Source organism: Algoriphagus aurantiacus (assembly GCF_035156405.1).
Taxonomy (GTDB): Bacteria; Bacteroidota; Bacteroidia; order Cytophagales; family Cyclobacteriaceae; genus Algoriphagus; species Algoriphagus aurantiacus.
Genome location: NZ_JAXRUT010000003.1, coordinates 276,441 through 301,371, shown reverse-complemented (window position 1 = coordinate 301,371; position 24,931 = coordinate 276,441). Strand labels below are relative to the sequence as shown.

Genomic DNA, 24,931 nt, shown 5'->3' with positions numbered 1-24,931 from the left:
ATCATTTATATGTTACTGTATAGACTTTAAAGATTCCAATTCCGCTTGAAGGTCAATAATTCTAGAGTTTTGCTTCACCAAATAAATTGTCAACTCCTCAACTTTTTCAAGTAGTTTAACTGTCATTTCAGAAAGGTTCACCCCATTTTCCAGCACCTCTTTCTCGGTAGGGATATTTTCCAGATGGCCATTGGTCTGATAAAATTTCTGTACTTCTTCCAGCGGCTTTAAAGAATAGGAATCATCAAAAACATAGTCCGCCCAACCTGTAGCTGTCACGTTGACTTCATTTGTTTTGATTGTGCCATTAACGCTTATCCCTCCATGTCTAAATTCTGCCTGGTATGTAGCAGCATATCCACGGATAACCCAGCTTAAATTACCGGCAGCATTGTATTGCCACATGTAAGCTCCACTAGCATTGGAGTTGATCTCTGTGTAACTTGATGCACTACCGTTAAACCTTCCTGAACCGACAACATGGAGTTTATGGGATGGGGAACTTGTTCCAATGCCAATATTTCCATTTGCCAGAATGCGCATCCGTTCGGCATATCCTCCATTATTTGTGATAAATCTCAAATTATTCCCGGCACCTGTCATGATAAGTCCATCTTGACCACTCATGAAAACCCCTGCTGCACTACCATATGGTTCTGATGTTGTACCGTAACTTACTAAATCGATTGTTTTACCCCCAAATTCAAACCTCACCCGGTTAGCTCCGGTAGTTTTAACATGCAAGGGAAGTACGGGGCTCAAAGTACCTATGCCAACATTTCCCGAAGCTGGAAAGGTATTTGTTTGACCAAAGAGGCTGATTGACCCCAAGAAAAGGACAATAGCCAAAAGTGAATTTCTTATCATGTAAATGGTTAGTATCTATGAGTTTCCTCCAATACAACTCAAAAGTTTTCAAATAAAAAATACCCTATGCAGGGTATTGATACTGATCTATTTTATACTTGTGAACTATTTTATAAATTACCTGTATAAGAAGTTCATTTTATATAGGACGAAATATTTTTTGCATAGTAAAATATTTTTTTTCAGTGTTAAATTTTAATTCATTTCACACTATATAACTTAACCATATTATAATATGATAAGGATTTTGGAAGCCAAAAGCTCCACTTCATCTGCAATGGAATAATATCCTTCAGCTGTCATAATAAGGTGATCGAGAACCGGAATATCCAAAATCTTTCCTGATCCTTGATCCGGTTGGTCAATCGCATACCCTGTTCTGGAGGAGGTAAATTACCGGATGGATGGTTGTGGGCTTTATGTAAAACTTTACATAATTCGCATTATGCAAAGTGTTTATTTATGTAAATGTTCCATTAAAACATGGACGTGATCCTTATTATTTCAGCCTATTTCCCTACCTGATCCTACATACATATTTTTCGAAAACTTTTTTTGGTAGCTACCACAACGGTGTAAAAAACAGGGATTTACACATTACAAATTTGCTTCTGTCAGCGGGACAAAATAACCGCCGAGACCCAAAACAGACACACTATGTTGGAAGCAATTACCTGGAACACATACTTCAGCACTTTAGCAATAGGCTTGACAGCCTATTACTTAACCATCATCGGATTATACTATCCACAAGAATTCCGCAGCCTGCTTTCCGGAAAGATAAAGCAGATCAGTCAAAACAGTCAGCATGCAGGGGAGCAAGATAGAAAGAGGACTGACGGATATCCCACTGATCATTTTGAAGAGCTGGAAGCAACTGTTGCGGAATTAAACGGCATCCTTGGGAAGGCGGCACACATGACAAGTAAGGAAACACTGCTCATTCAGCTGATCCAACTACTGTCCAGCCACCCCGGGCTTCGGGCTCCCGCCTACCGGGTTGCCGTTATCAATTTCATTGTAGAAAACGCAGCCAAACGCTGTAGGATCAACTTCAGTGAATCCGAAATCGAAGAAGCCTGGACGGCAAATTCCCCTTACCCCAATCCTTCTTAACTATCAAATTTTTCAAACAACCACTAAATGATTATACCATGAACAACAAACAAAATCAGTATCCAGCCAGCCGTACAACACTCCTCTCTACACTCCTACTTGGACTCTCCACTCTTAAAGCAAATGCCCAGGATGGACTGGCAGGAATAGCCGAAGCAGACCGACAGGTTAGAAGTTACTTTGCCGCCGGCACCAGTCTGATGTATGCTATCGGTGCCATTCTCGGATTGATTGGAGCTGTCAAAGTCTATCAAAAATGGAATGCCGGAGATCCCGATACCGGAAAAGTGGCAGCCGCATGGTTTGGCAGCTGTGTATTCTTGGTGGTAGTAGCCACAGTCATCCAATCCTTCTTCGGGGTTTAGTCAACCAACCTTCCCAAAGCTCATTAGCATATGTCCATCAGCATCTATCGGATCAACAAAGGCATCAACAAACCCATTGAATTCAAGGGATTAAAAGCCCAGTACATCTGGTACCTCGGTGCCGGTGTGCTGGCACTACTTGTAGCCTTTGCCATCCTTTACATTCTGGGAATCAATCCAATTATCTGTCTTTTTATCATCGCTATTTCTGGGACATTCCTAGTCGTCAAAATCTATCAACTCAGCCATACCTACGGTGAGCATGGCATGATGAAAAAGCTGGCCCACCGACGGATACCCCTTAACATCCGAATCAAATCACGGGGAGTCTATCGAAAACTCAAGTCCAAAAAATAAACTCTAGTAACCTAATCTATTACCAAAAGCAAACAACAATTAAACTATACCATGGAAAGATCCCTTGAAACATGTTTCCCGATCCTAAGCATTGAGCAGGATTGTATCCTTTCCAAGCAAGGGGATATCACGGTAGCCTTTCAGGCGGAACTTCCGGAGATCTTCACCCTGAGTGACAGAGAATACGAAGCCTTCCACCAGGTGTGGATCAAAGCAATTAAAACTCTTCCCCAACAGAGCATTCTGCATAAGCAAGACTGGTTCATTGAAAGCCAACATCAAGCTGACTTTATGCAATCGGATCAAACTTTCCTGCGCAGAAGCAGCGAGCGATTCTTCCATGAGCGTCCCTTTCTGGACCACAGTTGTTACCTGTTCCTGACTTTAACCCCCAAAAACAGGAAGGCATCCAGCAGCCTTTCCTCCACCCTGCACCGTTCCCATATTATTCCCGAAGAACTTATCCTGGCTGATACCCTACCCAACTTTCTGGATGCATGCGGACAGTTTGAACGCATCCTAACTGACAGCGGATTTGTGCAGCTAAACAGGCTAAAAGAAGAATCACTATTCAGCACTCCAACACATAAAGGAATCATTGAAAAATATTGCAGCCTGTCTGATAGTAATGAACCGACCTGGTTACTAGACATCAGTTTTAAACCCAGCCTTTCGGTGGGCAATAAGCAATGCCGTCTGTTTACCCTATCAAATGCAGATGAGCTCCCTGCGTTATGCGGAAGCCGGATCAACTATGACAAATACAGCACCGATACCACCAAATTCAGTGTGGGTTTTGCCTCTGCCCTGGGACAACTCTTACCCTGCAACCACATTTATAATCAGTACATCTTTATCGAGGACGCGCAGCAAACCCTAAAAAAACTGGAGTCCAAACGTCTCCGTCTCCAGTCCCTTGCCAATTACAGCAGGGAAAATGCAATAGCAAGAGATGCGACCAACGACTTCTTAAATGAAGCCATCAGCGAGCAGCGCCTCCCTGTAAAATCACATTTCAATATCCTGACTTGGACAGAAGATTCTACCCAAGTCCCCGAAATCAAAAAGCAGGTTGGAGCTGCGTTCGCCCAACTCGAAGCTACCGGTAAAGAGGAAACCGTCGGAGCCCCACAGATATTCTGGGCAGGAATCCCCGGCAACAGCGCCGACTTTCCCATGAACGACAGCTTTGACACCTTTGTGGAGCAGGCGTCGTGTTTTCTCAATCTGGAAACAGGTTACCGGAGTTCACTCAGTCCTTTTGGAATCCGGCTTGGAGACCGGCTCACCGGAAAACCAGTTCACGTAGATCTTTCAGATGAACCGGTGAAACGGGGCATCTGCACCAACCGGAACAAATTCATTCTCGGTCCCAGCGGGAGCGGAAAATCCTTTTTTACCAACCATATGATCCGCAGCTATTACGAGCAAGGGACTCATGTGGTGCTTGTAGATGTGGGCCATTCCTATAAAGGACTCTGCGATTTGGTTGATGGATATTATTTCACCTACGATGAGAAAAACCCCATCCGATTCAACCCCTTTTTCATTGCCGAAGGGGATCAGCTGGACACTGAAAAAAAGGAGAGCATTAAAACACTGCTGCTAGCCCTTTGGAAAAAAGACAATGAGACGTTCAAGCGAAGTGAGTATGTGGCGCTTTCCAATGCTTTAAAAGGATACTACGAAAAACTGGATTGTGATAAATCCCTGTTTCCGAGCTTCAGCAGCTTTTATGAGTACCTGCAAACCGACTTTCTGCCATTGCTTGAGAGCGACAGGGTCAAAGAAAAGGATTTTGACATCGGCAATTTCCTCTATGTGCTCCGTCCTTATTATAGAGGTGGTGAATTTGATTACCTCCTGAATGCCACCGAAAATCTGGATCTACTTCAGGAACGCTTCATCGTCTTTGAACTGGATAACATCAAAGACCATCCAATTCTCTTTCCCGTGGTGACCATTATCATCATGGAAGTCTTTATCAATAAAATGCGCAAGCTGAAAGGCATCCGCAAACTGATTCTGATCGAGGAAGCCTGGAAAGCCATCGCCAAGGAAGGCATGGCAGAATACATCAAGTACCTGTTTAAGACAGTCCGCAAATTCTTCGGGGAAGCCATTGTGGTTACTCAAGAAGTAGAGGACATCATCAGTTCTCCTGTCGTCAAGCAGGCCATCATCAACAACAGTGACTGTAAGATCCTGCTGGACCAATCCAAATACCAGAACAAATTTGACCAGATCCAGGAACTTCTGGGTCTGACCGATAAAGAACGTGCCATGGTGCTTTCAGTGAATAAGGCCAATGATCCCAAGCGCAAATACAAGGAAGTATTTATCAGCCTGGGAGGCACGCTATCCAAAGTTTATCGGACCGAGGTGTCCAAAGAAGAATACCTAGCCTATACCACGGAAGAAACGGAGAAAATCAAGGTAATGGAATATGCGGAACGCTTCGGCTCTATCCAGAAAGGAATTGCAGCCCTCACCGCAGATCAAACCTAACTACTGATGTCATGAAAAACCCACTCAAAAAAATTAACCGAACTATCGTGCTTACCCTGCTTTGTATGGCATTCACACTTCCTGCCCAACGGACTGAAGCAGCTGTTCCACTTGCCATTCTGGAAATCATCAAAGCCGGGGTCAAAAAGGTCATTGTCGCCATGGATCTCAAAATCCAGCGTCAACAGAACAAAGTCATCTGGCTTCAAAATGCCCAAAAAGTATTGGAAAATACCATGTCCAAGCTCAAACTCGATGAGATCTCAAACTGGAACGAAAAGCAACGTGCACTATATGAGCAGTATTTCGATGAATTGCAACAGGTAAAGTCGGCAATTTCCAGCTTTCAACGGGTACGTGACATTACCCAGAAGCAAACTCTGATTGTCTCCGAATACAAAAAAGTCTGGGCAGCCATAAAGCAAGACACCCATTTCACAGCAGCAGAAAAAGAGTATATGGCCAAAGTTTACTCCGGATTGCTGGCCACTACCGTGGATAACCTGGACCAACTCACACTGTTGGTTAAGTCCTTTACCCTGCAGATGAGTGATGGAGAGCGGTTGACTCTCTTAAATGAAACCGCAAACCGTGTGGATCAAAACTACCGGGATCTGCAATCCTTCAACCGAAGCAACGGACAGTTGAGCCTGCAACGGGCAAAAAGCAGCAATGAGATTTCCATCATCCAAAACCTTTACGGACTAAACCGCTAACTCAGAAATTCCATGAAAAAATTGATTCTCATTTTCTATCTGGCCAGTATGTCCCTGCCAACTCATTCCCAAACATTTGAAGAATGGTGGAAGCAAAAAGATACCCAAAAAAAATATCTGGCAGAACAGATTGTCGCCTTTAAAGCCTATGCGACAGTGCTCAAAGAAGGCTATAAAGTGGCATCCAAGGGATTGGGGCTGGTACATTCCATTCAAAACGGTGATTACGTCCAGCACGAAAGTTATTTCAGCTCATTTTCCTCAATTAATGACTGGATCAAAAACCATCCAGAAGCAGAAAAAACCATCGCTCTTTATTCCCAAACCAGGCAACTAACCCTACGGATTCCAAGCAGACTATTTATGGAAAACCGGTTTACAGCTTCAGAAGAAAAAGTCATACGGCATGTGATTCTATCCATAAATAAGGACTTCGACCAGATGCTGCTTGATCTGCAAACCCTTCTTGAAAAGGATCAATTGAATCTGAATGATTCTGAACGGATTTCTCAACTCGCCCAAATCCATGATCGGATGCAAGAAGTCTATAGCTACACCATCCGGTTTTATCAGACCTTCCAAGATCTAAGCCTTTTCAGGCAAAAGGAATCCCGTGCAATCGAAAAGCGAAAAAACATCTTTTTTTCAAACCAAGATTAAAGTTGTCATGAAACAATTCATCATTCTTCTTCTCCCTTTTTATCTGTCTCTTGGATTCCATCCTGCGAAATCCCAGACCGACGAGGCTGCCCAACTCTTGCTCAATGTCATCAAGCTGAGCCAGCTCAAGCAGATCCTGACTGATCTGGAAAAAGGGTACACTACACTGAGAACAGGCTATTCCCAAATAGAAAATCTTGCCTCGGGGAACTTCAGCCTGCATGAATCCTTCCTCAATCAACTGCTTCAGGTAAGCCCTGCTGTCAGAAATTACCATAAAGTTGCGGAAATCATCAGCTACCAAATCAAGCTGGTCAAGGATTACAAACGGGCATTTGCAGGCTTTAAATCCTCCGGACACTTTACCGTCAATGAAATCTCCTACCTGTCCCAGGTCTATGGAAATCTCTTTGAAATGAGCCTACAACAACTCGATGAACTGACTATGGTATTGACTGCTGGAAAACTGAGAATGTCCGATCAAGAACGGCTGGAAGCCATAGACCGCATCCACCTGGACATCCAGGACAAGCTGATTTTCCTCTCCGCATTCAATCAGGAAACCCAAGTTCTGGCAATCAGCCGATCCAAGGCAAGCCAGGAATTGAACGGGATCAGAAACCTCTATCGAAAAAGGGACAACTAAGCCTACCAAGCACCATGAAAGCACTTCTTAAATCCATCGCTATCCTTCTACTCCCGTTCCTCCTTCCGTTGCCGACCCATGCCCAAGTGGGTTATGATAGAGGACTCCATGGAGTTTTGGAAGAACTTTATTCCGAGATGATGCCGCTATGCAGCCAATTAATCAGTGTGGCACAGGGGATTGCTGCCTTTGGTGCACTATGGTATATCGCCTCCAGAGTCTGGAGGTCCATTGCCAATGCTGAACCCATAGATTTCTATCCCTTATTCCGTCCATTCGTAATCGGCTTTTGTATCATGATATTCCCATCCGTCCTTTCCCTGATCAATGGGGTGATGAACCCGACTGTCAGCGCGACAGCTTCCATGATGAACAATTCCAATCAAGCCATTGAAAATCTGATGAAGCATAAAGAAGAAGTCATAAAAGGCACGATTAAAGGTCAAATTTACCGAAGCAACCACCGCGAAGGGGATTATGAAAAATGGTTGAAATACACTCAAGGTTTGCCAGAAGACAGTCATGCACCAGATGAAGGTTTTTTAGAATCTTTATGGAATAACGAACTCTTTTCAAATGCAAAATGGAGTTTCAACTTCAAGCACTGGATCAAGCAGGCCCTTGCTGAAGTTTTACAACTGCTCTTTGAAGCAGCCGCTCTCTGCATCAATACACTGAGAACCTTTCAGCTGATTGTCTTATCCATTCTTGGCCCTTTGGTTTTCAGTCTATCCGTCTATGATGGATTCCAGCATACACTTACTGTCTGGCTGGCCCGCTATATCAACATCTACCTCTGGCTTCCGGTGGCCAATATCTTCGGGGCCATCATCAGCACTATCCAGCAAAAAATGCTTGTCCTGGATATCGGCCAGATCGAAAGCACCGGAGACACCTTCTTTTCAGCCACAGATACAGGATACCTGATCTTTTTAATCATCGGTATCATCGGCTATTTCTCCGTCCCATCAGTGGCCAACTACATTGTCCATGCCGCTTCAGGTGGGTCGCTTCCCCATAAAGCAACGAGCTTTTTTACCCAAGGTGCACTAACCACAGTTTCAATGAGCAGAACCGCAGCAATTGCAACAGGAAAAGGAATCAATATGGCCGCTGATTCATTTGGCGATAAAGCAGCAGGTATCAGACAATCCATGGCTTCATTCGGTACTTCCTCCGGCTATTTTAAGGACGGAGATGATTATCAATCCAATAAGCTCAAAGGCAACTCATAACTCTAAAAGCCATGTTCACAAAACCAAAAAATATCGATACTGCCTTCCGACAAATCCGCCTCTTTACCCTTGTGGTGATTATCGGCTGCCTATTCTTTTCAGGATTTACCCTCTACAAAAGCCAGCAAATGACTGCCGCATTGCAGCAAAAAGTCTATATCCTGGCCAACGGAAAAGCACTGGAAGCCTTCGCCACAGACCGCAGGGATAATTTGGAAGTTGAGGCCAAGGATCATATTGCCGTTTTTCACCTGTATTTCTTTACCCTTGATCCTGATGAAAAAGTAATAATAGCCAATACCGGCAAAGCCCTTTATCTGGCAGATGCATCCGCAAAACGGCAATACGATAACTTAACTGAAAGCAATTACTACTCCAACATCATTGCAGGCAATATCAGCCAGGAAATCAGCATGGACAGCATACAGGTTGCCATAGACCAATCCCCTATCTATTTCCGCTATTACGGTACCCAGCGATTGATCCGTACAGGTTCCATTGTGACCCGAAAACTCATTACGGAAGGTTTTCTGCGGGCTGTCTCCCGAAGTGAAAACAATCCCCATGGCTTCCTGATCGAGGGTTGGAAAACCTTGGAAAACACTGATATAAACATCCAAAACCGCTGATCATGAAACCTACACAACTAAGCTATCGAAATCCGTTTCAGTCTGTCTGTGAATTTGGGCAATCCAAAGCCCACAAATTCGCGTCACTGCTCCAACAAAAATCAGAGAAGCTAAGCAAATTCTCCAAATACCTGATCCTTGGGCTGTTTCTGATTATTTCCTCGGTACCAAGTATCTCTTTGCTGAGATCTGGGGAACCTGGTGTAGTAACCGCATTGCCCACAGAAATCCCGGATTCCCAACTTCCTTACTTTCCTGACTTGAAAAATGAAAGCACCGCAACCGATAGTCTTTTCCATTACTATTCAACACCACAAATCAATAACAGCCATGACTAATGAAATCAGCCTGAAAACACAACAAAAGAGGAAATTTCTGTTGATACTGCCGCTATTGACCCTACCATTTCTGACCCTTACTTTCTGGGCGATGGGCGGAGGGAGCACCACCGGAAACAATCCAACACAAACCCGGCAAACCGGAATCAATCTGGAACTACCCGGTATTGCAGACAACAAATCCAGAGAATTGGATAAACTGGGGCATTACCAAAAGTCCCGGTCAGACTCCGCAAAATTCCTGCAGGAGGTCAAAAATGATCCCTATTACAGAATGGCTTTTAATCCTGAAAGTACCCCTACAAAAGAAAAGCAATCTGAAATAGAGGAATCAGTTATTGGTCCTGTCACTGGTACATCCTTGCAGGAATTCCAGGATCCCAATGAAAAAAAGCTTCTTGATAAACTGGAAGCACTCAACCGTACGCTTGCTGAGGAGCCTGATCAATCATTGGCAAAAAAGATTCCTGAACAACAAGATACAGCAGATCCTGGACTAAGCTCAGATCTAGACAGATTGGATCAGATGATGCAACAGATGCAGGCCGGCAATGCACAACCCGATCCTGAAATGCAACAGATGGGTGAGCTGCTTGAAAAGATCCTGGACATACAGCATCCAGAGCGGGTGCAGGCAAGATTACGGTCAGAAAACTACGAAGTGAAATCCCAAACCTTTTCTGTAGTTCCAAGTGATGGCTCGCAGTCAATTTCAAGTCTGGAGTCAGCAAATGAAAGTCCCACTGAAGTCAGCAATAACTCACCATCAAATGGCTTTTATGGTTTGGATACACCAACCAGAAAAAATTCCCGGTCTCAATCCATCCGGGCGGTGATCCATGAAACCCAGACCCTGTCTTCAGGAGCCACTATCAAACTCCGCCTTACCGAAGAAACTACGATCAAAGGATTATCTATCCCAAAAGACCAGTTGGTGTATGGAATTGCTTCGCTAAACGGGGATAGGTTGGGTATTTCCATCCAGCATATCCGAGTAATTGATCAGCTTATTCCTGTGGACTTAACCGTACACAATTCGGATGGAATGGAAGGGATTCACATTCCGGGTTCACTCAACAGGGAGGTCGGTGCACAATCAGGAAACCGGGCAATACAGGGATTTGGGATCAATGCATTTGACACTTCTCTGGAAGCCCAGGCCGCAAGTGCCGGAATCGAAACAGCAAAAAGCCTCATAGGGAAAAAGATCAAGCAGGTCCAGTTCACACTCAAGGCAGGCTATCAGGTATGGCTCAACGATCAAAACAACAACCTCAACCATTAAACCACACAATCCCATGAACATGAGCCATATAAAATGGACAGGAGTAACAGCTCTGATCTTGATGCTATCATTCCAGCATCCGATCACCGGAGTGGCCCAATCCAACTCCTCCTTCACAACTGAAGGCATCTCTGCCTCCCCGATCAGTATCAGCGATCAGCTGACCACCAACCTGATTTTTCCACAGGCCATCATAAGTGTGGACAGGGGTTCTAGAAATATTTTAGTCCAGAAAGCCAGAACCGTTGAAAACATCCTTCAGGTAAAGGCAGAAAATAACAAGCTGGCGGACAGCAACCTGACAGTAATAACCGCAGACGGAAAGTTCTACTCCTTTACGGTGAAGTATTTGAAAGATCCCCGACAGCTCAATTTAAAAATCTTACCTGAGTCTGATCGTGGATTGGCTGAATTTGAAAAAGACATTCCCAGTGAGGTAGCAATCCTGGAAACTGCTAAAAAGGTAGCCATCAAAAACCGAAAGATAAAGCCGATCCGACAACGGAAATATATGACAGGACTTTCATTGACGGGAATTTACATCGAAGATGACTTGCTGTATTTTCAGATCAAACTGGAGAACCAGACCAATATCAACTATGATGTTGATCAATTCCGCTTTTTTATCCGCGACAATAAACAGGGAAAGCGGACCGCCTCACAGGAACTGGAACAGATACCAGTCATGATCTTGGGCAAGACCGGTCAAATACCCGCACAATCTACCCAGACTCTGGTCGTCGCACTTTCAAAATTCACCATTCCCGATCAAAAACATCTCGGAATTCAACTGATGGAACAGCAGGGAGGCAGACATCTGAAAATCAAAGTAAAGAACCGACACATTATACAGGCATTCCTTGTGGAATAATCCATGGGTTCCTGATCACAAAGTTAAAACCATATTCATTTTAACCATAAACACTGAACATCATGAACGAGCAAAATTTTGATTACCTCAAAAACAAGGTCAAGTACACCGGATTCGGAGAAGTATTGGAAGCCCCGATAAAGGAGCACATTCAAAAAGGAGAAACGGATTTTACCTTAAAACATCAGGCAGATTTCGGAGGGGATACGGTCAATGCCGATCTGCATTTCAAAAAGTCATCCATGACAGATATGTACTTCTTCAATAAATACGATCTGAGTCTGACCAAATCAGGGCAGGATGAACCGGCCATCAACCATACCTTTTACATCGGAAAGGACAATAACATCACCCTGAAAGAAGGCTATAATCTTCTGGACGGACGTGCTGTCAACAAAGACCTGGTCAACAAAGAGCAGGAAAAGTACAATGCCTGGGTGCAGTTGGACTTTAAGGAAACCGACAATCAGGGCAACTTTAAACTCAAGCAGTTCCATGAGAATTACGGCTTTGACCTTAATAAAGCGCTGGAAAAACATCCGATCAAAGAGCTGAATAATCCGGATGATCTATCCAGGCTGCAGGATTCACTTAAAAAAGGAAACCGCCAATCGGTCACATTCCAACTGGATGGCGGTGACCAAAAACGCTATATAGAAGCAAGTCCCCAATTCAAGAACCTCAATGTGTATGACTCCAACCAGATGAGGACTTCAGAATCACAGAAAGAAAAAGCCTCAACATCCCAGTCTAAATCCCAGAAAAAGGATGTCACTGAGGAGTCGGAAAATTTACCCTCGAAGAAAACTAGAAAAAGGAAAAGTGCAGGAATAGCCGGTTGATTCCCCCAGAATGGAGCAGATAAAAAAAGCACTGGAGAACTTTATGTCCAGGATTGATAAAGATCCAAGGATCAGTCTGTCCCATATCGGGATGTTCTCCGTGTTGCTCCATGTAAGGGAAGAATTTGATGGAAAAGAACCCTTTCCCATCAGGCGGGAAGAGCTTATGAAATCAGCCAAAATATCCAGCACTGCCACTTATTTTAAGATCATCCGCCAGCTCCATGAATACGGCTACATCCACTACCTGCCTACTTTCAACCGGATGAGCCAAAGCAAGGTCAGCTTATCCTCCAAAGAGGACAATGACAAAAACTAAATCTAGAGAACCTGAAAATAGAAAACCATGGAAACCATCACCAAAGAAGACCTGGATACACTACGCATTCAGCTGTTTGCCGACCTAAAGGAACTGCTGGAAAAGCAGGATGAACCCAAGGCAGAAAGTAAAGAATGGCTAAGGAGTAGGGATGTCAAAAAAATGCTGAGCATCTCCGATGCAGCCTTGCAGAACTTACGCATCCGCGGAGTAGTGCATCCTGTGAAAATCTCTGGACTTTACTACTACAAAACTGAAGAGCTGAAATCACTTTTTAAGCAGTAAAAAATCAAGGATTATGACAGATCTCAGAATGGAATGCTTAGTGGAAAGGATCGTAAAAGAACCAGATCTTCAACCAAGCCGTGTTTCAGTTTATTTAGCGATGCTCCAACTTTGGAAAGAGCAGAAACGCTGTAATCCCTTTCAAATATCGCGTAGAAAGATCATGAAACTCTCAGGGGTAAAAAGTATTGTCACTTACCATAAATGTATTTCTGAATTAAAAGACAGGGGGATTGTAGAGTATCGGCCATCCTATCATCCGAAGTTGGGGAGTGAGGCGAAGCTTATCTAAGTTTACTTCTCCCAAAAAACTTTTTATTTCAGATTTATCGCTGAACGTTTGCGTTATCTAGAATTGTCGTTATTTGGTTAGATTTTTTTGTGGAAATATTTTTAGAAACCGTTGAATATAGACAGGATCAGACGACACAATAGCTACAGTCGAATAATTCTATTTATAAGTGGCAATTAAATGCACAAATAATAATAAATTTGTTACTCTAATTGCAAGTTATGGGAAAGAGCAAACCAATAGTATTGCCAAAGTTACAGCAACTCATGGATCAAGTCGGTGAGCAGATCAGGCTTGCTCGACTACGCAGGAAGTTGAGTGCAGATCAGCTGGCTGAAAGGACTGGAATCAGCAGAAGGACTATCTATAGTATAGAAAAAGGTTCACCAAGTGTAAGCATTGGCTATTATTTAAATGTGCTAAGGGTTTTAGGACTTGAAAGCGATATCCTGAATTTGGCTAAAGATGATAAGCTAGGAAGAAAACTACAAGATGCAGGATTGATAACAAAAAATAGGGCGCCTAAAAAGCACTAATTGAGACAAAAAAACTAAAAGCCTTGGACGAGTGAGATTATATTCCACCAACCCCCAAATAATCAAGATATCTAGCTAAAATCGGTGACATCACAATTTTCCACTCATTAAACAAAAATAGATAGTTAAAATCACACTATATTGTGATATTCTGGTTTAACAAAGAAAAACCTTCTATATTTTACCAATAATCACACTATAATGTGATTATTGTTTCATTTTCCTTTAAATACCCTTTATATTTAACGGAAATCACATTATAATGACAATTAAAGAAATCGGAGTTGTAATTAGAGAAAGGAGACAGTTACTTGGCCTTTTACAACCTGACTTAGCAGAAATGGCTCAGGTTAGCATCAATACGCTCTACAAGATTGAACGTGGCGAGGCAAATCCATCCGTGAAAGTGCTTAATAAGCTGGCTGAAGTTCTTGGGTTGGAATTATCTATCGCAGTGAAAAAGTTGCTTTAATCTATGAAAAGCGCAAAAGTACTCAGGAATAGCGAACTGGTAGGAATCCTCTCGAAATCCAAACAGGGCACCTATGCCTTCACTTATGATGATGCCTGGTATCAGGATGCCAAAAAACCTGCAGTCAGTCTTACCCTCCCCAAATTAGCAAAGGAATATTCGTCAAACCATCTCTTCCCTTTCTTCTTCAATATGCTCTCAGAAGGTGTAAACCTTAAATTACAGGCGAGGCAATACCAAGTTGACGAAGAAGATTTCTTTTCCCTTCTACTACTGACTGCAAATTCCGATACTATTGGAGCTATTACCATCGAACCTATAAATGACTAATTCAACTTACATTAAAGAACTTTTGAACTGCCCTGGCACTCTTGCTGAAGGTTATCAAACCTATAGTCCAGTCTGTCTTAGGCAACTTTTCAATGGTAAGAAGACATCTCATATCCTTCCTTATGAAAGCCACAGTCCCAGCGAGGATCAAGAACTCGCAAAACTTATAGCCAACCGGAAAAGAATATCGATTTCCGGAGTTCAAGAAAAGCTATCTGTGCTGTGGGACAAAGGCCAAATTCGATTAACCTCGGAAGGAGAACAAGGAACCTATATACTTAAACCTATTCCCAGGGATTTGGATAAAATTGATCAAGTACCCGCGAATGAACACTTGACGATGCAGATAGCTAAGCAAGTGTTTAAGTTAAAGGTCGCTGAGAACGCTATGATATTTTTTGAGAAGGGAGAACCTGCATATATAACCAAACGATTTGATATTGATTCGGAGACTTCAAAAAAGTTGGGAAAGGAAGACTTCGCCACGCTTGCAGGTAAAACGAAAGAAACGGATGGTAATGAATTTAAATACAACTACAGTTACGAAGGGATAGCCTCGTTAATTAAAAAATATGTTGCCGCTTACCCAGTTGCACTTGAAGAATTTTTCAAGCTCGTAGCATTCAATTTCCTTTTCTCAAATGGAGATGCTCATCTGAAGAACTTCAGTTTATTAGAAACACCTCAAGGCGATTACCAAATGAGCCCGGCCTATGATTTAGTGAATACAAAGATTCATGTCAAAGATCCTGAATTAGCTCTAAAAGATGGTTTGTTTGACAATGACTATTACACAAAAAGTAATGAGGCCAATGGTTTTCATGCTTATGATGATTTCTTTGAATTCGGAATAAAGATTGGTTTATTAGAACCGAGAGTACGACGAATTCTAAATGAGTTAGCAAATCACCACCCAGAAGTAGAGTTAATGACCCAGCGAAGTTTTCTCAGTGATGAAGCAAAAAAGATTTATAAAGAGACCTATTTGGATAGGTTGAAATTATTGAATTACTCCTTCTTAAAATTAAAAAAGGATGGGTGAAAAATACGGACATTTGTGAAACTCAACATTTCCGAAATGACAACTCTCTTGAATTAGGCCTGGCTATGGACGTGCACGAGTTCTTTAGATTGGACAAAAGAGAAGCTGAGGAAATTATAATTGCTGTAAAAAATTCTATAAAAAACTGGCGGAACTTGGCCAACATTCTTGGAATCTCTAAAGCTCAACAAGAGTTGAAGGCCTTGGCTTTTAGTCAATCAGACGAGTGAGATTATAATCCCCCACCCTTCAATTGTCAAAATATTTGGCTAGAATCGGAGAATTTCCGATTATCCACTCATTAAACAACAACCTATGGTGATATAACCATTAATATCAACATACAGGTTGTAGCGAGTATTTTCTTGAGTCAATACTTTCAGCCTGACTTTTAAGTTCGGGTTAAGTGACTTCTAATACATAATTTCATAAAAACTAACATGGATGCTTTGGAAGCCCTATTTTTTACACTGCGGCCTAGGGCACACGAAAAAAAGCCGGCTGCACAGCTAATTATCTCATTGTTTTAGTGAATTAGTACATCATTATTTAAGTGTATTGCCTTATTTTATTTTAGTGAACCAACAATCTCATATCTATGCTAAAATTTCTTACTGTTTTTTGTAAATTTAACATGGAATAAAGTTCATTCAAATAATAGAAATAGTACAGGTTAAAAAAGGAAGATTTCATCGTAAGATATTGTAAATCAACAATTTAAATATCATGCGTAAATCGTGTAGTTCTTAAAAATTTACAATTGTAAGGTACTGAAAACCAGATACATAAGACGTAGGTTCACTTCCCTCTTCCTCTGCAAGACAAAACCCTAACTATCTGAAGTACTGGTAGTTAGGGTTTTGTTTTTAGGTTCAGGGATCTTTTCAGGGTCTTAGATCTAAACTAGGATGAATTTTTTTGGATTTTATACCCCCCAGATCTTTTACTCTAAATTTCACTTGCTCTCATTATTAATAGGCTCGAACAACTCGTACTATACGAGATGTACGAGGCGTACGATTGGTACGAAAGCAATTTCAGCTGTATCACTGGTTGAGATCTAAGACTGCTCTCGATTTGAGTAAGATTAATTGATCTTAATCGTATCCTTTCCCAGAGTGAAGTGAAGGAAGCTGTCATTTGATAAATAGTGCTGACAGATCGAAACTCAGGAAGCTAGCGAAACGGGGAATACGGTTTAATTTATTCCCATCAAGGGATTATAGAAAAAAGCGCATGTAAGCGCTCAGATGCCATCTATTGCCCCCCTTTGATTAAGACTCAATTTTAATTGAATTATATAAAAACATCTTTACTCATTTACGTTTTTACACAAGTATACTTTGAAGTCAAATCATAAATTCGTATAATGTAGTTTAACCAAATCCAGCTGATTATGTGGCCAACAATAAAATTTTTAGGAACACTTTTCATCAGCTTCATTGCAATGATCGGAGCATTGGGGGCAGAAAATCCATTTCCTCTTTTTGCTGTTGCATGGGGAATATGGATTATTTATATCCTGAGCTTACGGACAAAAAGAAAAAAGCAAGTTAACAAAGAGCGAATGATTCGGGAGATCCTAGATAAGCTCTAAAAACCAAAAAGGAATTCCAAAGATGCAAAAGATTTATATGCAAGAATATAATAATAGCAGGAAAAACAACCGGTGCATAAACACCGGAAATTCCTCCCAAATAGGCGAATGAAAAATGGCCTGAACCTGTTTGGAACTGTTTCATTTCTTGCATTATTATTCATTTTAACCTTTTCAACACAAGGTCAATCACTTAAAGACTGGTCTAACTTAGAATCAGAGGCGGAAAACCTATTAAAGCAGCATGGTAGTGTTGGAGCTTCAATCATAATTGTGAATCAGGATAGTGTTTTATTTTCTAAAGGGTTTGGCCATGCGAATCTGGATCATTCTGGAGTTACGGGCTCTACTTTGTTCGCCATTGGATCTATTACCAAAACTTTCACTGCACTTGGGATCCTGAAACTTGTGGAAGAAGGTAAAATATCTTTAGATGAGGAGGTATTAAATATTGCACCAGAATTGCCGATTACAAACAAATGGGCGGATAAATTTCCAGTGAAAGTCCATCACTTACTGGAACATACATCAGGTTTTGACGAACTGCACTTAAAAGACAGGAGTGTTCCTATTCTGGATGACGAATTCCCATTATTAGATGGAATAAATATCGCCAAAAACTCACTCAAGACACGTTGGAAACCGGGAAGTCGATTCGCTTATTCCAACGCAGGTTACTTAGTAGGTGGATATTTGATTGAAAAAGTCTCTCGAAGAAGTTACAATGAATATATAAGCAAGGAAGTCTTAGAGCCACTAAAAATGAAAAATTCTTCTTTACGGCTTAAGGACATTGATCAAGAATTGTTGGCCAAATCCTTTTCCTATTCCGGGAAAGAATTGCCTTATAAACATGTTATCGGTCGTCCTTCAGCTTCATTAATAAGTTCTACAGATGACATGGGGCGATTTTTAATGATGTTGTTGAATAAAGGAGAACCTATATTATCTGAAGATACCTTCGGAAATTTTGAAAAGCACCACAGTATTAAAGTTTTTGAAGGAACAAAAAATGGTTTCAGGCTAGGCATTTACCCACGATTTTACAAGGGTACAGAATGGCTGGGGCATGGTGGTTCAATAAATAAGTACAATTCAGAATTTGAGTACAGTCACGAACTAGGAATAGGTATTTTCGTCGTATCAAACGGTCCGAATGCCGTAAAAACAGTAAATTGGATTCTTAACGCATTTCATGCGGAGTTTCCACAGAATTCAAAACCCCAAACTGTCTTAGAAGAGGTGAATCGGACAAGTGCCAAAGAGGCTCTTAAAGGTTATTACATTTTGACCAGCCCGCGAAATCAATTATTTTACCCTTTTACAGAACTATTCACTGAAGGAATCTTTATTGATATTGACAAAGGAGAAATGTCAATTTCAAAAATCAACGGGAAGAAATCAGAATTAATCCAAACTGGGGATAACAGCTTTTCTTATTCAGGAAGCAGGAACGATTATGAGTATATCTTCGAAAAATCAGATTCAATAGATCTGCTTTACACTTCTTTAGGCTTTCAATATAAGAAGGTTCCTTTCTTACTTATTTCGGGGCTTGCTATACTATTAACAGCATCATTTTTACTTATTTGTTTGTCCCAGATATCATTAATGGTAAGGATAGTAACTTTGATAAAAAAGAAATGCACAGTTTTAACTCCGCAGCTGACTTTAGAGTTAGGTTCTTCAGTATTGTTAATCGGTTTGGTACTTTATCTATTTGTGGGAACGTTGGAGAATATGCATCAACCAAACTTTTGGAGCATCGCTCTCTTTCTATGCACTATTTTATTCCCACTTTTAACTGCGGTAGGAATTATTCAAACGTTGAAGCACAAATTCGAGCACTTATCAAATAGAATATGGACGATTGGGCTTGCTGCTTCAATGACAGTAGTAAGTACCTACCTCATCTTTTGGGACTTTTTTGGATTTGCTATATGGGTATATTAAAAAAGAAGCGCTAGGAAAATTGATGGGGAAATGATCGAGTTCTTTCATTTCATTCCATTTCCGGTATTTTAGTCAGCACGGACAACGAATAATTAAAGGCTGTACTTTACCCGTTAACTTAAGAGTAGGATCCACTCCATAGGCATATACTGATATATCGGATCATTAGGTAGCTGGTTGAGCTAAATACCTTAAATCATAAGTAAATGAAAGCATTTAGAATCATCTTAATTATTCTTCTGATCTCGGCTGCTAGTTTTCAGTGTCAGATAAGTTCAGATAAAAAAAGTCTAAACAGTCTTCCCTCTGATGTCATTAAAACCATTGAAAATCGCATAGCGAATGGAGCTACTCCGAGTATCGCCATAGCCTTAATTGAATCTGCCGGGACAACTTTTTATAATTTTGGTAAAACTTCCAAAGATGGAAAAGCAGTGGACGAATATAGTAGCCATCTACAATATTACTTATTTGGCTGATGGTGCCATTGTGGATATACATATAATTTTTACATCATACAAAAATGAAACATGCCCGATTTTTAGTTAATTTTCTTAATTGTAATATTTGAGCCCTCCCCGGAAACTATGCAGCTAGTAACTAAATTATTTTTATCTCTTTTAAATTCAACAGTTGAAAAAAACCATACATTTCCTGAGAAAACATTTTCCTTAACTTGATTTAGAATGATGTCATCCATTCGAATATTTTGGACTGTTAACTGATTATCAACAACTTTAAGAGTGTAGCTGGCCAAAAGTTCCTCACTAAAATAATCACCCTCGAAATCAGAGAGACTGGTAGAAAAATCATTAGAGGTTGGTACGGAACTAGCAATCTCATCAGTAGTTTCTTTTTCGGGCTGAACTACTAACTGGTCTTCTAAATAAATATCAGCAATTTTGTATGCCAAATCCGGAACAAAGATTTCACCATAATTAGCTAATACAATGACGGAAAAATTGAGGTCTGGTAAACGAAGGAGATAAGCTCTAAAACCGGCACTCTTCCCTGAATGTGAAATTTCATTTACTCCTTTATAATTCCCTAAAAATTGACCAAGAGCGCCGTTTGTAGTTTCTCCATTGTTTAAAATGGTTGGTGTGTTCATTTTTTTTATTAGGTCAGCATCACCAACTATAGGGTTTGAGAAATTTTTCACCCAAAGACTTAAGTCTTCAACAGTCGTATATACTCCCGTAGATCCAATAATGTCATAGTTCAATATAGCGTTTTCATAACCTTCTGCATGATATTCATATGAACTGGCCCTATTCTTAATTATTCCTTCGCGAGTATCATTAACGAGAGTGCTCGTCATTTTTAAAGGTTCGAAAATGTAAGTTCGAGTGAACTCCGCGAAAGAGACTCCAGAGACTCTAGCTACGACTTCTGCAAGCAGTCCAAACCCCGTATTGGAATAAGAAAGTTCATTACCTGGAACAAAATTTAGTTCCTTTTGTCTAGTTATAAGATTTAAAACTCGGTTTCTTGTAATTGCATCATCAAAAAGCAAACCAGACATCCTAAGCAAAAAATTTTGTTCTTTCAATCCACTAGTGTGCTCTGCTAAATTTCGTAATGTGATAGTAATTCCAAAATCTGGAACTTCAGGTATATATTTTCGAACATCATCCTCCAAACTTAGTTTACCTTCTTTTTCTAACAATAGAATGGCGAAAGCGGTAAACTGTTTTGACAGGGAAGCGATTCCAAAAATGGTTGAAGGTGCATTGTGTATGTTATATTCAAGATTGGCCATCCCATATCCTTTACTATAGATAATGGTTTCATCTTTAATGATAGCAACGGATGCACCTGGAGAATGGTCATTATCCCACTCGGCAAAAAGCTTATCAACCTGTTTGTTGGCAGATAGAATTGAAGATGTTGCATTTTCCTTTGCCAACTCTTGGCTATGACTTTGACATAGTGCAGAATTCAATATGTTAAGTATACCTAATGTTAGTATTAGTCTAATTTTGAAATTTTTCATCGAGTAGGATATTAAGTACAGTTATATGTGATTTTTTTCAGGAGCTTGTCCAATTGATTTATTTCAGCTTCGGATAATCCTTCAAGTGCTGTGTTTCTATTAATTTGTATTATCGGGAGGAGTTTTTTTATTGTTGCTACACCTTTACTTGAAACAGAAAGCTCTTTTCGTCGCCTATCGCCAATATGTTCGCTTCTGCTTAAAAAATCATTTTTTACCATCAGTTCAATCATTCGTGTTACAGAAGCGATATCCTTAAAAAGGATTTCCGCCATTTCTACTTGGGTCAATTCAGGCCTATTTTTTAAAAGGATTAATAGTTGAGCCTGATCTATAGTTATATGGATTTGGCTATTTTGGAAATTATTTTGGGCCATTTTTCTGTACGATTTAATTGCTTTTTCTATTGAATAAATAACTATATCGGTCGGTAATTCTAGATTCATATTGCTTTATTTGATACAAATATAATTGATATATCAAATAAAAAAAATTTAATCTTTTATGAAATTATTGACTGAATGTTTTATCCTAAAATACCTTCCCAAAAAACGATCGAATTTTGAGACCCATTCTGGCACCAATTAATCAGTCTAAAAATCCAATTTGTTAGTGTCTAAAAACTCATCTTATTAATCAAAGTCTATTAAACTCAATATTTTCATTTATGATACAGTAGTCTTCAACATTAAAGAGTCAAAAAATTTCTTCTTCTATTCTTGTACATTCGTACAATAAGAGATGTACAAACCGAACAGAGGGCGAGAATTACAGCTTAATCCCACCTCAGCATGGGCTTCTCTTTTTCTTTTTTGCTGCCGTAGTTTACTTTTCCGCATCACAGAAAACAGCAGAAAATTAGTTGATAAATGAGAATTCGACTATTATATTTTTATATAAAAACATCTTTATTTATTCATCTTTTCAAGAACTCTCTTTGAAAATAAATCGTAAACTAGACAATCAAGTATCTGTTTATGTGGTCAATAATAAAATTATTAGGAACACTTTTCATCAGCTTCAATGCCATGATTGGGGCATTGGGAGCAGAAAATCCTTTTCCTCTTTTTGCTGTCGCATGGGGAGTTTGGATCATTTACATATTCAGTTTGCGAGCAAAAAGAAAAAAGGAACTAGACAAAGAAAGGCTAATCAGAGAAATTCTGGATAAGCTCTAGAACCCAAAAAGGAATTTCAAAGACGCAAAAGATCCCAACAGAAAAAAGAATATCGAACTAACACTAACCAACGTAAAGCCCATTCTGGAGAGAAAGGGCTTTTTTAGGTGTGCATCTTGGATCAGGGAAAGTATAAATCCAGTTCCAAGAAGTGATATGACAATTAAAAGTGGTTGAATCATGGTGATTTAAGTGACCCGTGCAAGACGATATAAAAATTTAGCTGTATAAATATGGTTACATTCTCAAAATTCCTTAATCTCATAGTGTCTTCCTAAACCATCCGCAAAATCCTTCAAATCATCTTTGTAGTGAGCTTTTAATACCCCAAGCTTGAATTTAAATTTAGCAAAGAATGAAGTTACCTGGTAATCTTGGAAACTGCCTAAAAGGTGAAAAGTCCAGGGGTCTTTGTTATAATTGATGAAAAACTCCGTATGACTTTCATTTGGGATGTAGGCTTTTCCAAGAATTTTGAAGCGTAGCTCAAATTGGTAATGGGTTTTCTTATCAATCTTTCTAAAGAAGAGTTGGGGTGTTTCCTGACTGATTCTGCATCCATACACGTTACTCTTACGTGGTTTTCCCTTTAAGTATAACATGCCATAGATAAAATGATAAGAAAAATACCTTTGTGAAATAATAAGTTTCAAAGACTCATGCCAAAGGTCAAATAATAGCCGTCCTTTTTTTTCTTCCTCTATTCCTACATGTTCCTTTATTCTACAATAAGTTGGCTCTAATGGGGCTATTTTCTTCATCTTAAAGCAGACTTCATTTAGAAGTTCTTGATTGGGTGTAAATGTCAAAAACTGTGTGTCAGCTTCATCGGTCAAAAATGACGTATATGATTTAATCGCTTCTTTTCCTTTCGTCAGTTTGCCATAATAAGGAACCAAAAAAGGGAAGTGATTGGAATGACTTGAATTTAGGTTAGTATCTACCAAAAAATAGCCTATCGCATGATCGGTCTGTGGAATTTCATCCAACACAGTAGGTGTTTCTCTGATTTTTACCTTCGTTTTCTGCTCCGACAATTTAAGTAACACATCACCGGGCTTATAGAAATGGGGATATTTTGATTTTAATGTAATATCCAGGCCTTGCCTGTCATTAATGATATCGAGGAATTTGCTTTTCCCTGTGCTTTGGTCAAAAAAATCCGGCCAATAAAATCTTTCAAAATTGTAGTAATTCAAAAACATGATTTTGATTAAAGCAAAATAGGCATATCTGCTCAAGTAAGTTCGATCAGTATCTACAGAGCACCTGACCCAGAGTTCTTTTTCAGTTACCTTAATGAAAATGCGTTCTTCTGCCTCTTCTAGAATTTTGACACCCAGGGTGAGAATTTCGTTTCGAAAGCTAATTTTCCTCACTTTAATCCGGAAATAATGGTGATGGAATCGACTAAATTCTGAATGTTGATTTAAGGTTTTGTCAGTTAACTTAAATGTTCCAGGCTCAAATGGTAATTTGAAAAAGTATTTTTCGCCATTTTCTATTGCTGTCTTATTCATAGTTGCCTTCAATTTCATGGTTGATTTTAAATTGCTGTACTTCATTTGCGAGGTCTTCCATTTTATTTACGCACATGGTTTTTATCAGCTGAACAAATGATGAGACCTTGACAAAGAGTTGTTCCGCATCTTTTTGCTCAATTGTAAAGGATGGGGCGTATCTGGCCTGTGAATAGCTCTTAATTAGGATATCAAAGAGCTTTCGTTCCAAAGGATTTCCACCAACTAATAAATCATATGGGTCGTCCGAAAAACACCGGATAAATCCTAGCAAGCGACTTAGATTGTGAAACTCTGATCGGTAACCCGTATAAACCCTTATGAGTACAATACATGATTGTTCCACTGCCTGGTGCATTAAAAAAGTGCAGATATTGGAATTCTGCCTTGACAGGCAGCCATGAGCACAATCCAAAAATCCTTCAGCCATTGGCATACGATGAAAAAAGCTTTGCTCAGCCTTTTCCAGAGCTTTTATAGGATTAAGTGCTGGGACAGAATCAAAAGTTGAAAATCCGTCTTTGGAATATAATAACTGTCCCTGGCTTAACACGGTTATGAAAAACCTGCTATCTGATTGAATAGCATCATTAATGGAAGTTTCACCATGACAGACGATTGTGATTTGCCCATTATGATAATGTTTAGTGGTAAAATCCTGAACCTCATAGTCAATTCTTGTGGGGGATTCAGTGACCATTAGCAGGCAATAGTGTTGATGTACTAACTGTTTGCTACCAAAGCATCCAACAATTTCATTTTGTATGGTTTGTTTTCCAAAGGAGATAATCCTCACTGGTTGAAATTTTTCAACCAGTTGCTCAAGAAATCCCTTGAAATGTGCCACACGATCTTGATCAGATCTTAACAATTGAATTCCCATAGCTATCGTTTTTGGCAATTTCATTTGCACTGGCACGGTATTCAACCACTAGGAATGGTCTTTTACACCTAATTGCTTGTTTTTTACCATAGT

The 24,931-nt window shown here is 40.1% G+C and carries 31 protein-coding genes; 25 read left to right on the top strand and 6 right to left on the bottom strand.

The genetic code is table 11. From position 1 onward, the window contains the following. Positions 1-12: 12 nt before the first annotated feature. Positions 13-867, bottom strand: a complete 855-nt coding sequence (locus SYJ56_RS04985; RefSeq protein WP_323832535.1) for a hypothetical protein — start codon at positions 865-867, stop codon at positions 13-15. 228 nt (positions 868-1,095) lie between these two features. Then, positions 1,096-1,200: a hypothetical protein gene (locus SYJ56_RS26050; protein WP_323832534.1), complete on the bottom strand. Its 105-nt coding sequence runs from the start codon at positions 1,198-1,200 to the stop codon at positions 1,096-1,098. Positions 1,201-1,524: 324 nt separating this feature from the next. On the opposite strand from SYJ56_RS26050, the gene SYJ56_RS04975 reads away from it, so the two are divergent. From SYJ56_RS04975 to SYJ56_RS04860, 24 genes are all read left to right on the top strand, one after another. Continuing rightward, entirely contained in the window at positions 1,525-1,983 is a 459-nt protein-coding gene (locus SYJ56_RS04975) for a hypothetical protein (protein ID WP_323832533.1), read from the top strand. 38 nt (positions 1,984-2,021) lie between these two features. Further along, positions 2,022-2,348, top strand: a complete 327-nt coding sequence (locus SYJ56_RS04970; protein ID WP_323832532.1) for a DUF4134 domain-containing protein — start codon at positions 2,022-2,024, stop codon at positions 2,346-2,348. 30 nt (positions 2,349-2,378) lie between these two features. Further along, the gene (locus SYJ56_RS04965; RefSeq protein ID WP_323832531.1) at positions 2,379-2,705 is read left to right on the top strand and encodes a DUF4133 domain-containing protein; all 327 of its coding nucleotides are present in this window, start codon (positions 2,379-2,381) and stop codon (positions 2,703-2,705) included. A gap of 51 nt (positions 2,706-2,756) precedes the next feature. Continuing rightward, a complete protein-coding gene (locus SYJ56_RS04960) occupies positions 2,757-5,213 on the top strand; it encodes a TraG family conjugative transposon ATPase (RefSeq protein ID WP_323832530.1) in 2,457 nt (818 codons plus the stop codon). 11 nt (positions 5,214-5,224) lie between these two features. Further along, positions 5,225-5,929 carry a conjugal transfer protein TraI gene (locus SYJ56_RS04955; protein WP_323832529.1) on the top strand — a complete coding sequence of 235 codons (705 nt, stop codon included), beginning with the start codon at positions 5,225-5,227 and terminating at the stop codon, positions 5,927-5,929. A gap of 12 nt (positions 5,930-5,941) precedes the next feature. Next, positions 5,942-6,589, top strand: coding sequence for a hypothetical protein (locus tag SYJ56_RS04950; RefSeq protein ID WP_323832528.1), 648 nt, complete (start codon positions 5,942-5,944; stop codon positions 6,587-6,589). A 7-nt stretch (positions 6,590-6,596) separates the two neighbouring features. Then, complete coding sequence (locus SYJ56_RS04945; protein WP_323832527.1) at positions 6,597-7,235, top strand: TerB family tellurite resistance protein; 639 nt, start codon at positions 6,597-6,599, stop codon at positions 7,233-7,235. A gap of 14 nt (positions 7,236-7,249) precedes the next feature. Then, on the top strand, positions 7,250-8,470 hold the full coding sequence (traJ, locus tag SYJ56_RS04940) for a conjugative transposon protein TraJ (protein ID WP_323832526.1): 1,221 nt from the start codon (positions 7,250-7,252) through the stop codon (positions 8,468-8,470). An 11-nt stretch (positions 8,471-8,481) separates the two neighbouring features. Then, the gene (traK, locus tag SYJ56_RS04935; protein WP_323832525.1) at positions 8,482-9,099 is read left to right on the top strand and encodes a conjugative transposon protein TraK; all 618 of its coding nucleotides are present in this window, start codon (positions 8,482-8,484) and stop codon (positions 9,097-9,099) included. A gap of 2 nt (positions 9,100-9,101) precedes the next feature. Continuing rightward, positions 9,102-9,437 carry a hypothetical protein gene (locus tag SYJ56_RS04930; RefSeq protein WP_323832524.1) on the top strand — a complete coding sequence of 112 codons (336 nt, stop codon included), beginning with the start codon at positions 9,102-9,104 and terminating at the stop codon, positions 9,435-9,437. Beyond that, complete coding sequence (gene traM, locus SYJ56_RS04925) at positions 9,430-10,722, top strand: conjugative transposon protein TraM (protein WP_323832523.1); 1,293 nt, start codon at positions 9,430-9,432, stop codon at positions 10,720-10,722. Before SYJ56_RS04930 ends, traM begins: the two co-directional genes overlap by 8 nt. A 19-nt stretch (positions 10,723-10,741) precedes the next feature. Further along, positions 10,742-11,593 (top strand): conjugative transposon protein TraN, encoded by an 852-nt coding sequence (gene traN / locus SYJ56_RS04920; RefSeq protein WP_323832522.1) that lies wholly within the window; start codon positions 10,742-10,744, stop codon positions 11,591-11,593. 62 nt (positions 11,594-11,655) lie between these two features. Next, positions 11,656-12,435: a hypothetical protein gene (locus SYJ56_RS04915; protein ID WP_323832521.1), complete on the top strand. Its 780-nt coding sequence runs from the start codon at positions 11,656-11,658 to the stop codon at positions 12,433-12,435. Positions 12,436-12,445: 10 nt separating this feature from the next. After that, positions 12,446-12,754 (top strand): hypothetical protein, encoded by a 309-nt coding sequence (locus tag SYJ56_RS04910; RefSeq protein WP_323832520.1) that lies wholly within the window; start codon positions 12,446-12,448, stop codon positions 12,752-12,754. 27 nt (positions 12,755-12,781) lie between these two features. Beyond that, positions 12,782-13,039: a DNA-binding protein gene (locus SYJ56_RS04905; protein WP_323832519.1), complete on the top strand. Its 258-nt coding sequence runs from the start codon at positions 12,782-12,784 to the stop codon at positions 13,037-13,039. A gap of 13 nt (positions 13,040-13,052) precedes the next feature. After that, positions 13,053-13,331, top strand: a complete 279-nt coding sequence (locus tag SYJ56_RS04900) for a hypothetical protein (RefSeq protein WP_323832518.1) — start codon at positions 13,053-13,055, stop codon at positions 13,329-13,331. A gap of 221 nt (positions 13,332-13,552) precedes the next feature. Further along, on the top strand, positions 13,553-13,867 hold the full coding sequence (locus SYJ56_RS04895; RefSeq protein WP_323832517.1) for a helix-turn-helix domain-containing protein: 315 nt from the start codon (positions 13,553-13,555) through the stop codon (positions 13,865-13,867). A 262-nt stretch (positions 13,868-14,129) separates the two neighbouring features. Beyond that, positions 14,130-14,339: a helix-turn-helix domain-containing protein gene (locus SYJ56_RS04890; RefSeq protein ID WP_323832516.1), complete on the top strand. Its 210-nt coding sequence runs from the start codon at positions 14,130-14,132 to the stop codon at positions 14,337-14,339. A gap of 3 nt (positions 14,340-14,342) precedes the next feature. Then, positions 14,343-14,669: a HipA N-terminal domain-containing protein gene (locus SYJ56_RS04885; RefSeq protein ID WP_323832515.1), complete on the top strand. Its 327-nt coding sequence runs from the start codon at positions 14,343-14,345 to the stop codon at positions 14,667-14,669. Beyond that, positions 14,662-15,711 carry a type II toxin-antitoxin system HipA family toxin gene (locus SYJ56_RS04880; RefSeq protein WP_323832514.1) on the top strand — a complete coding sequence of 350 codons (1,050 nt, stop codon included), beginning with the start codon at positions 14,662-14,664 and terminating at the stop codon, positions 15,709-15,711. The genes SYJ56_RS04885 and SYJ56_RS04880 overlap by 8 nt, the downstream gene beginning before the upstream one ends. Then, the gene (locus tag SYJ56_RS04875; RefSeq protein WP_323832513.1) at positions 15,708-15,941 is read left to right on the top strand and encodes a hypothetical protein; all 234 of its coding nucleotides are present in this window, start codon (positions 15,708-15,710) and stop codon (positions 15,939-15,941) included. Before SYJ56_RS04880 ends, SYJ56_RS04875 begins: the two co-directional genes overlap by 4 nt. Before the next feature lie 1,166 nt (positions 15,942-17,107). Further along, positions 17,108-17,308: a hypothetical protein gene (locus tag SYJ56_RS04870; RefSeq protein ID WP_323832512.1), complete on the top strand. Its 201-nt coding sequence runs from the start codon at positions 17,108-17,110 to the stop codon at positions 17,306-17,308. A gap of 108 nt (positions 17,309-17,416) precedes the next feature. Beyond that, on the top strand, positions 17,417-19,261 hold the full coding sequence (locus SYJ56_RS04865; protein ID WP_323832511.1) for a serine hydrolase domain-containing protein: 1,845 nt from the start codon (positions 17,417-17,419) through the stop codon (positions 19,259-19,261). Positions 19,262-19,467: 206 nt separating this feature from the next. Next, entirely contained in the window at positions 19,468-19,740 is a 273-nt protein-coding gene (locus SYJ56_RS04860) for a hypothetical protein (RefSeq protein ID WP_323832510.1), read from the top strand. 62 nt (positions 19,741-19,802) lie between these two features. Here the strand turns inward: SYJ56_RS04860 and SYJ56_RS04855 are convergent, their stop codons facing one another. Further along, positions 19,803-21,257, bottom strand: coding sequence for a serine hydrolase domain-containing protein (locus SYJ56_RS04855; protein WP_323832509.1), 1,455 nt, complete (start codon positions 21,255-21,257; stop codon positions 19,803-19,805). A gap of 11 nt (positions 21,258-21,268) precedes the next feature. Further along, the gene (locus SYJ56_RS04850) at positions 21,269-21,703 is read right to left on the bottom strand and encodes a MarR family winged helix-turn-helix transcriptional regulator (RefSeq protein WP_323832508.1); all 435 of its coding nucleotides are present in this window, start codon (positions 21,701-21,703) and stop codon (positions 21,269-21,271) included. 531 nt (positions 21,704-22,234) lie between these two features. Between SYJ56_RS04850 and SYJ56_RS04845 the strand changes: the two genes are divergently transcribed. Beyond that, the gene (locus tag SYJ56_RS04845; RefSeq protein ID WP_323832507.1) at positions 22,235-22,435 is read left to right on the top strand and encodes a hypothetical protein; all 201 of its coding nucleotides are present in this window, start codon (positions 22,235-22,237) and stop codon (positions 22,433-22,435) included. Positions 22,436-22,680: 245 nt separating this feature from the next. Here SYJ56_RS04845 and SYJ56_RS04840 read toward each other — a convergent pair whose 3' ends face one another. Next, positions 22,681-23,973 carry a hypothetical protein gene (locus SYJ56_RS04840; RefSeq protein WP_323832506.1) on the bottom strand — a complete coding sequence of 431 codons (1,293 nt, stop codon included), beginning with the start codon at positions 23,971-23,973 and terminating at the stop codon, positions 22,681-22,683. Next, positions 23,948-24,838, bottom strand: coding sequence for a HEPN domain-containing protein (locus SYJ56_RS04835; protein WP_323832505.1), 891 nt, complete (start codon positions 24,836-24,838; stop codon positions 23,948-23,950). Before SYJ56_RS04835 ends, SYJ56_RS04840 begins: the two co-directional genes overlap by 26 nt. Positions 24,839-24,931: the final 93 nt, after the last annotated feature.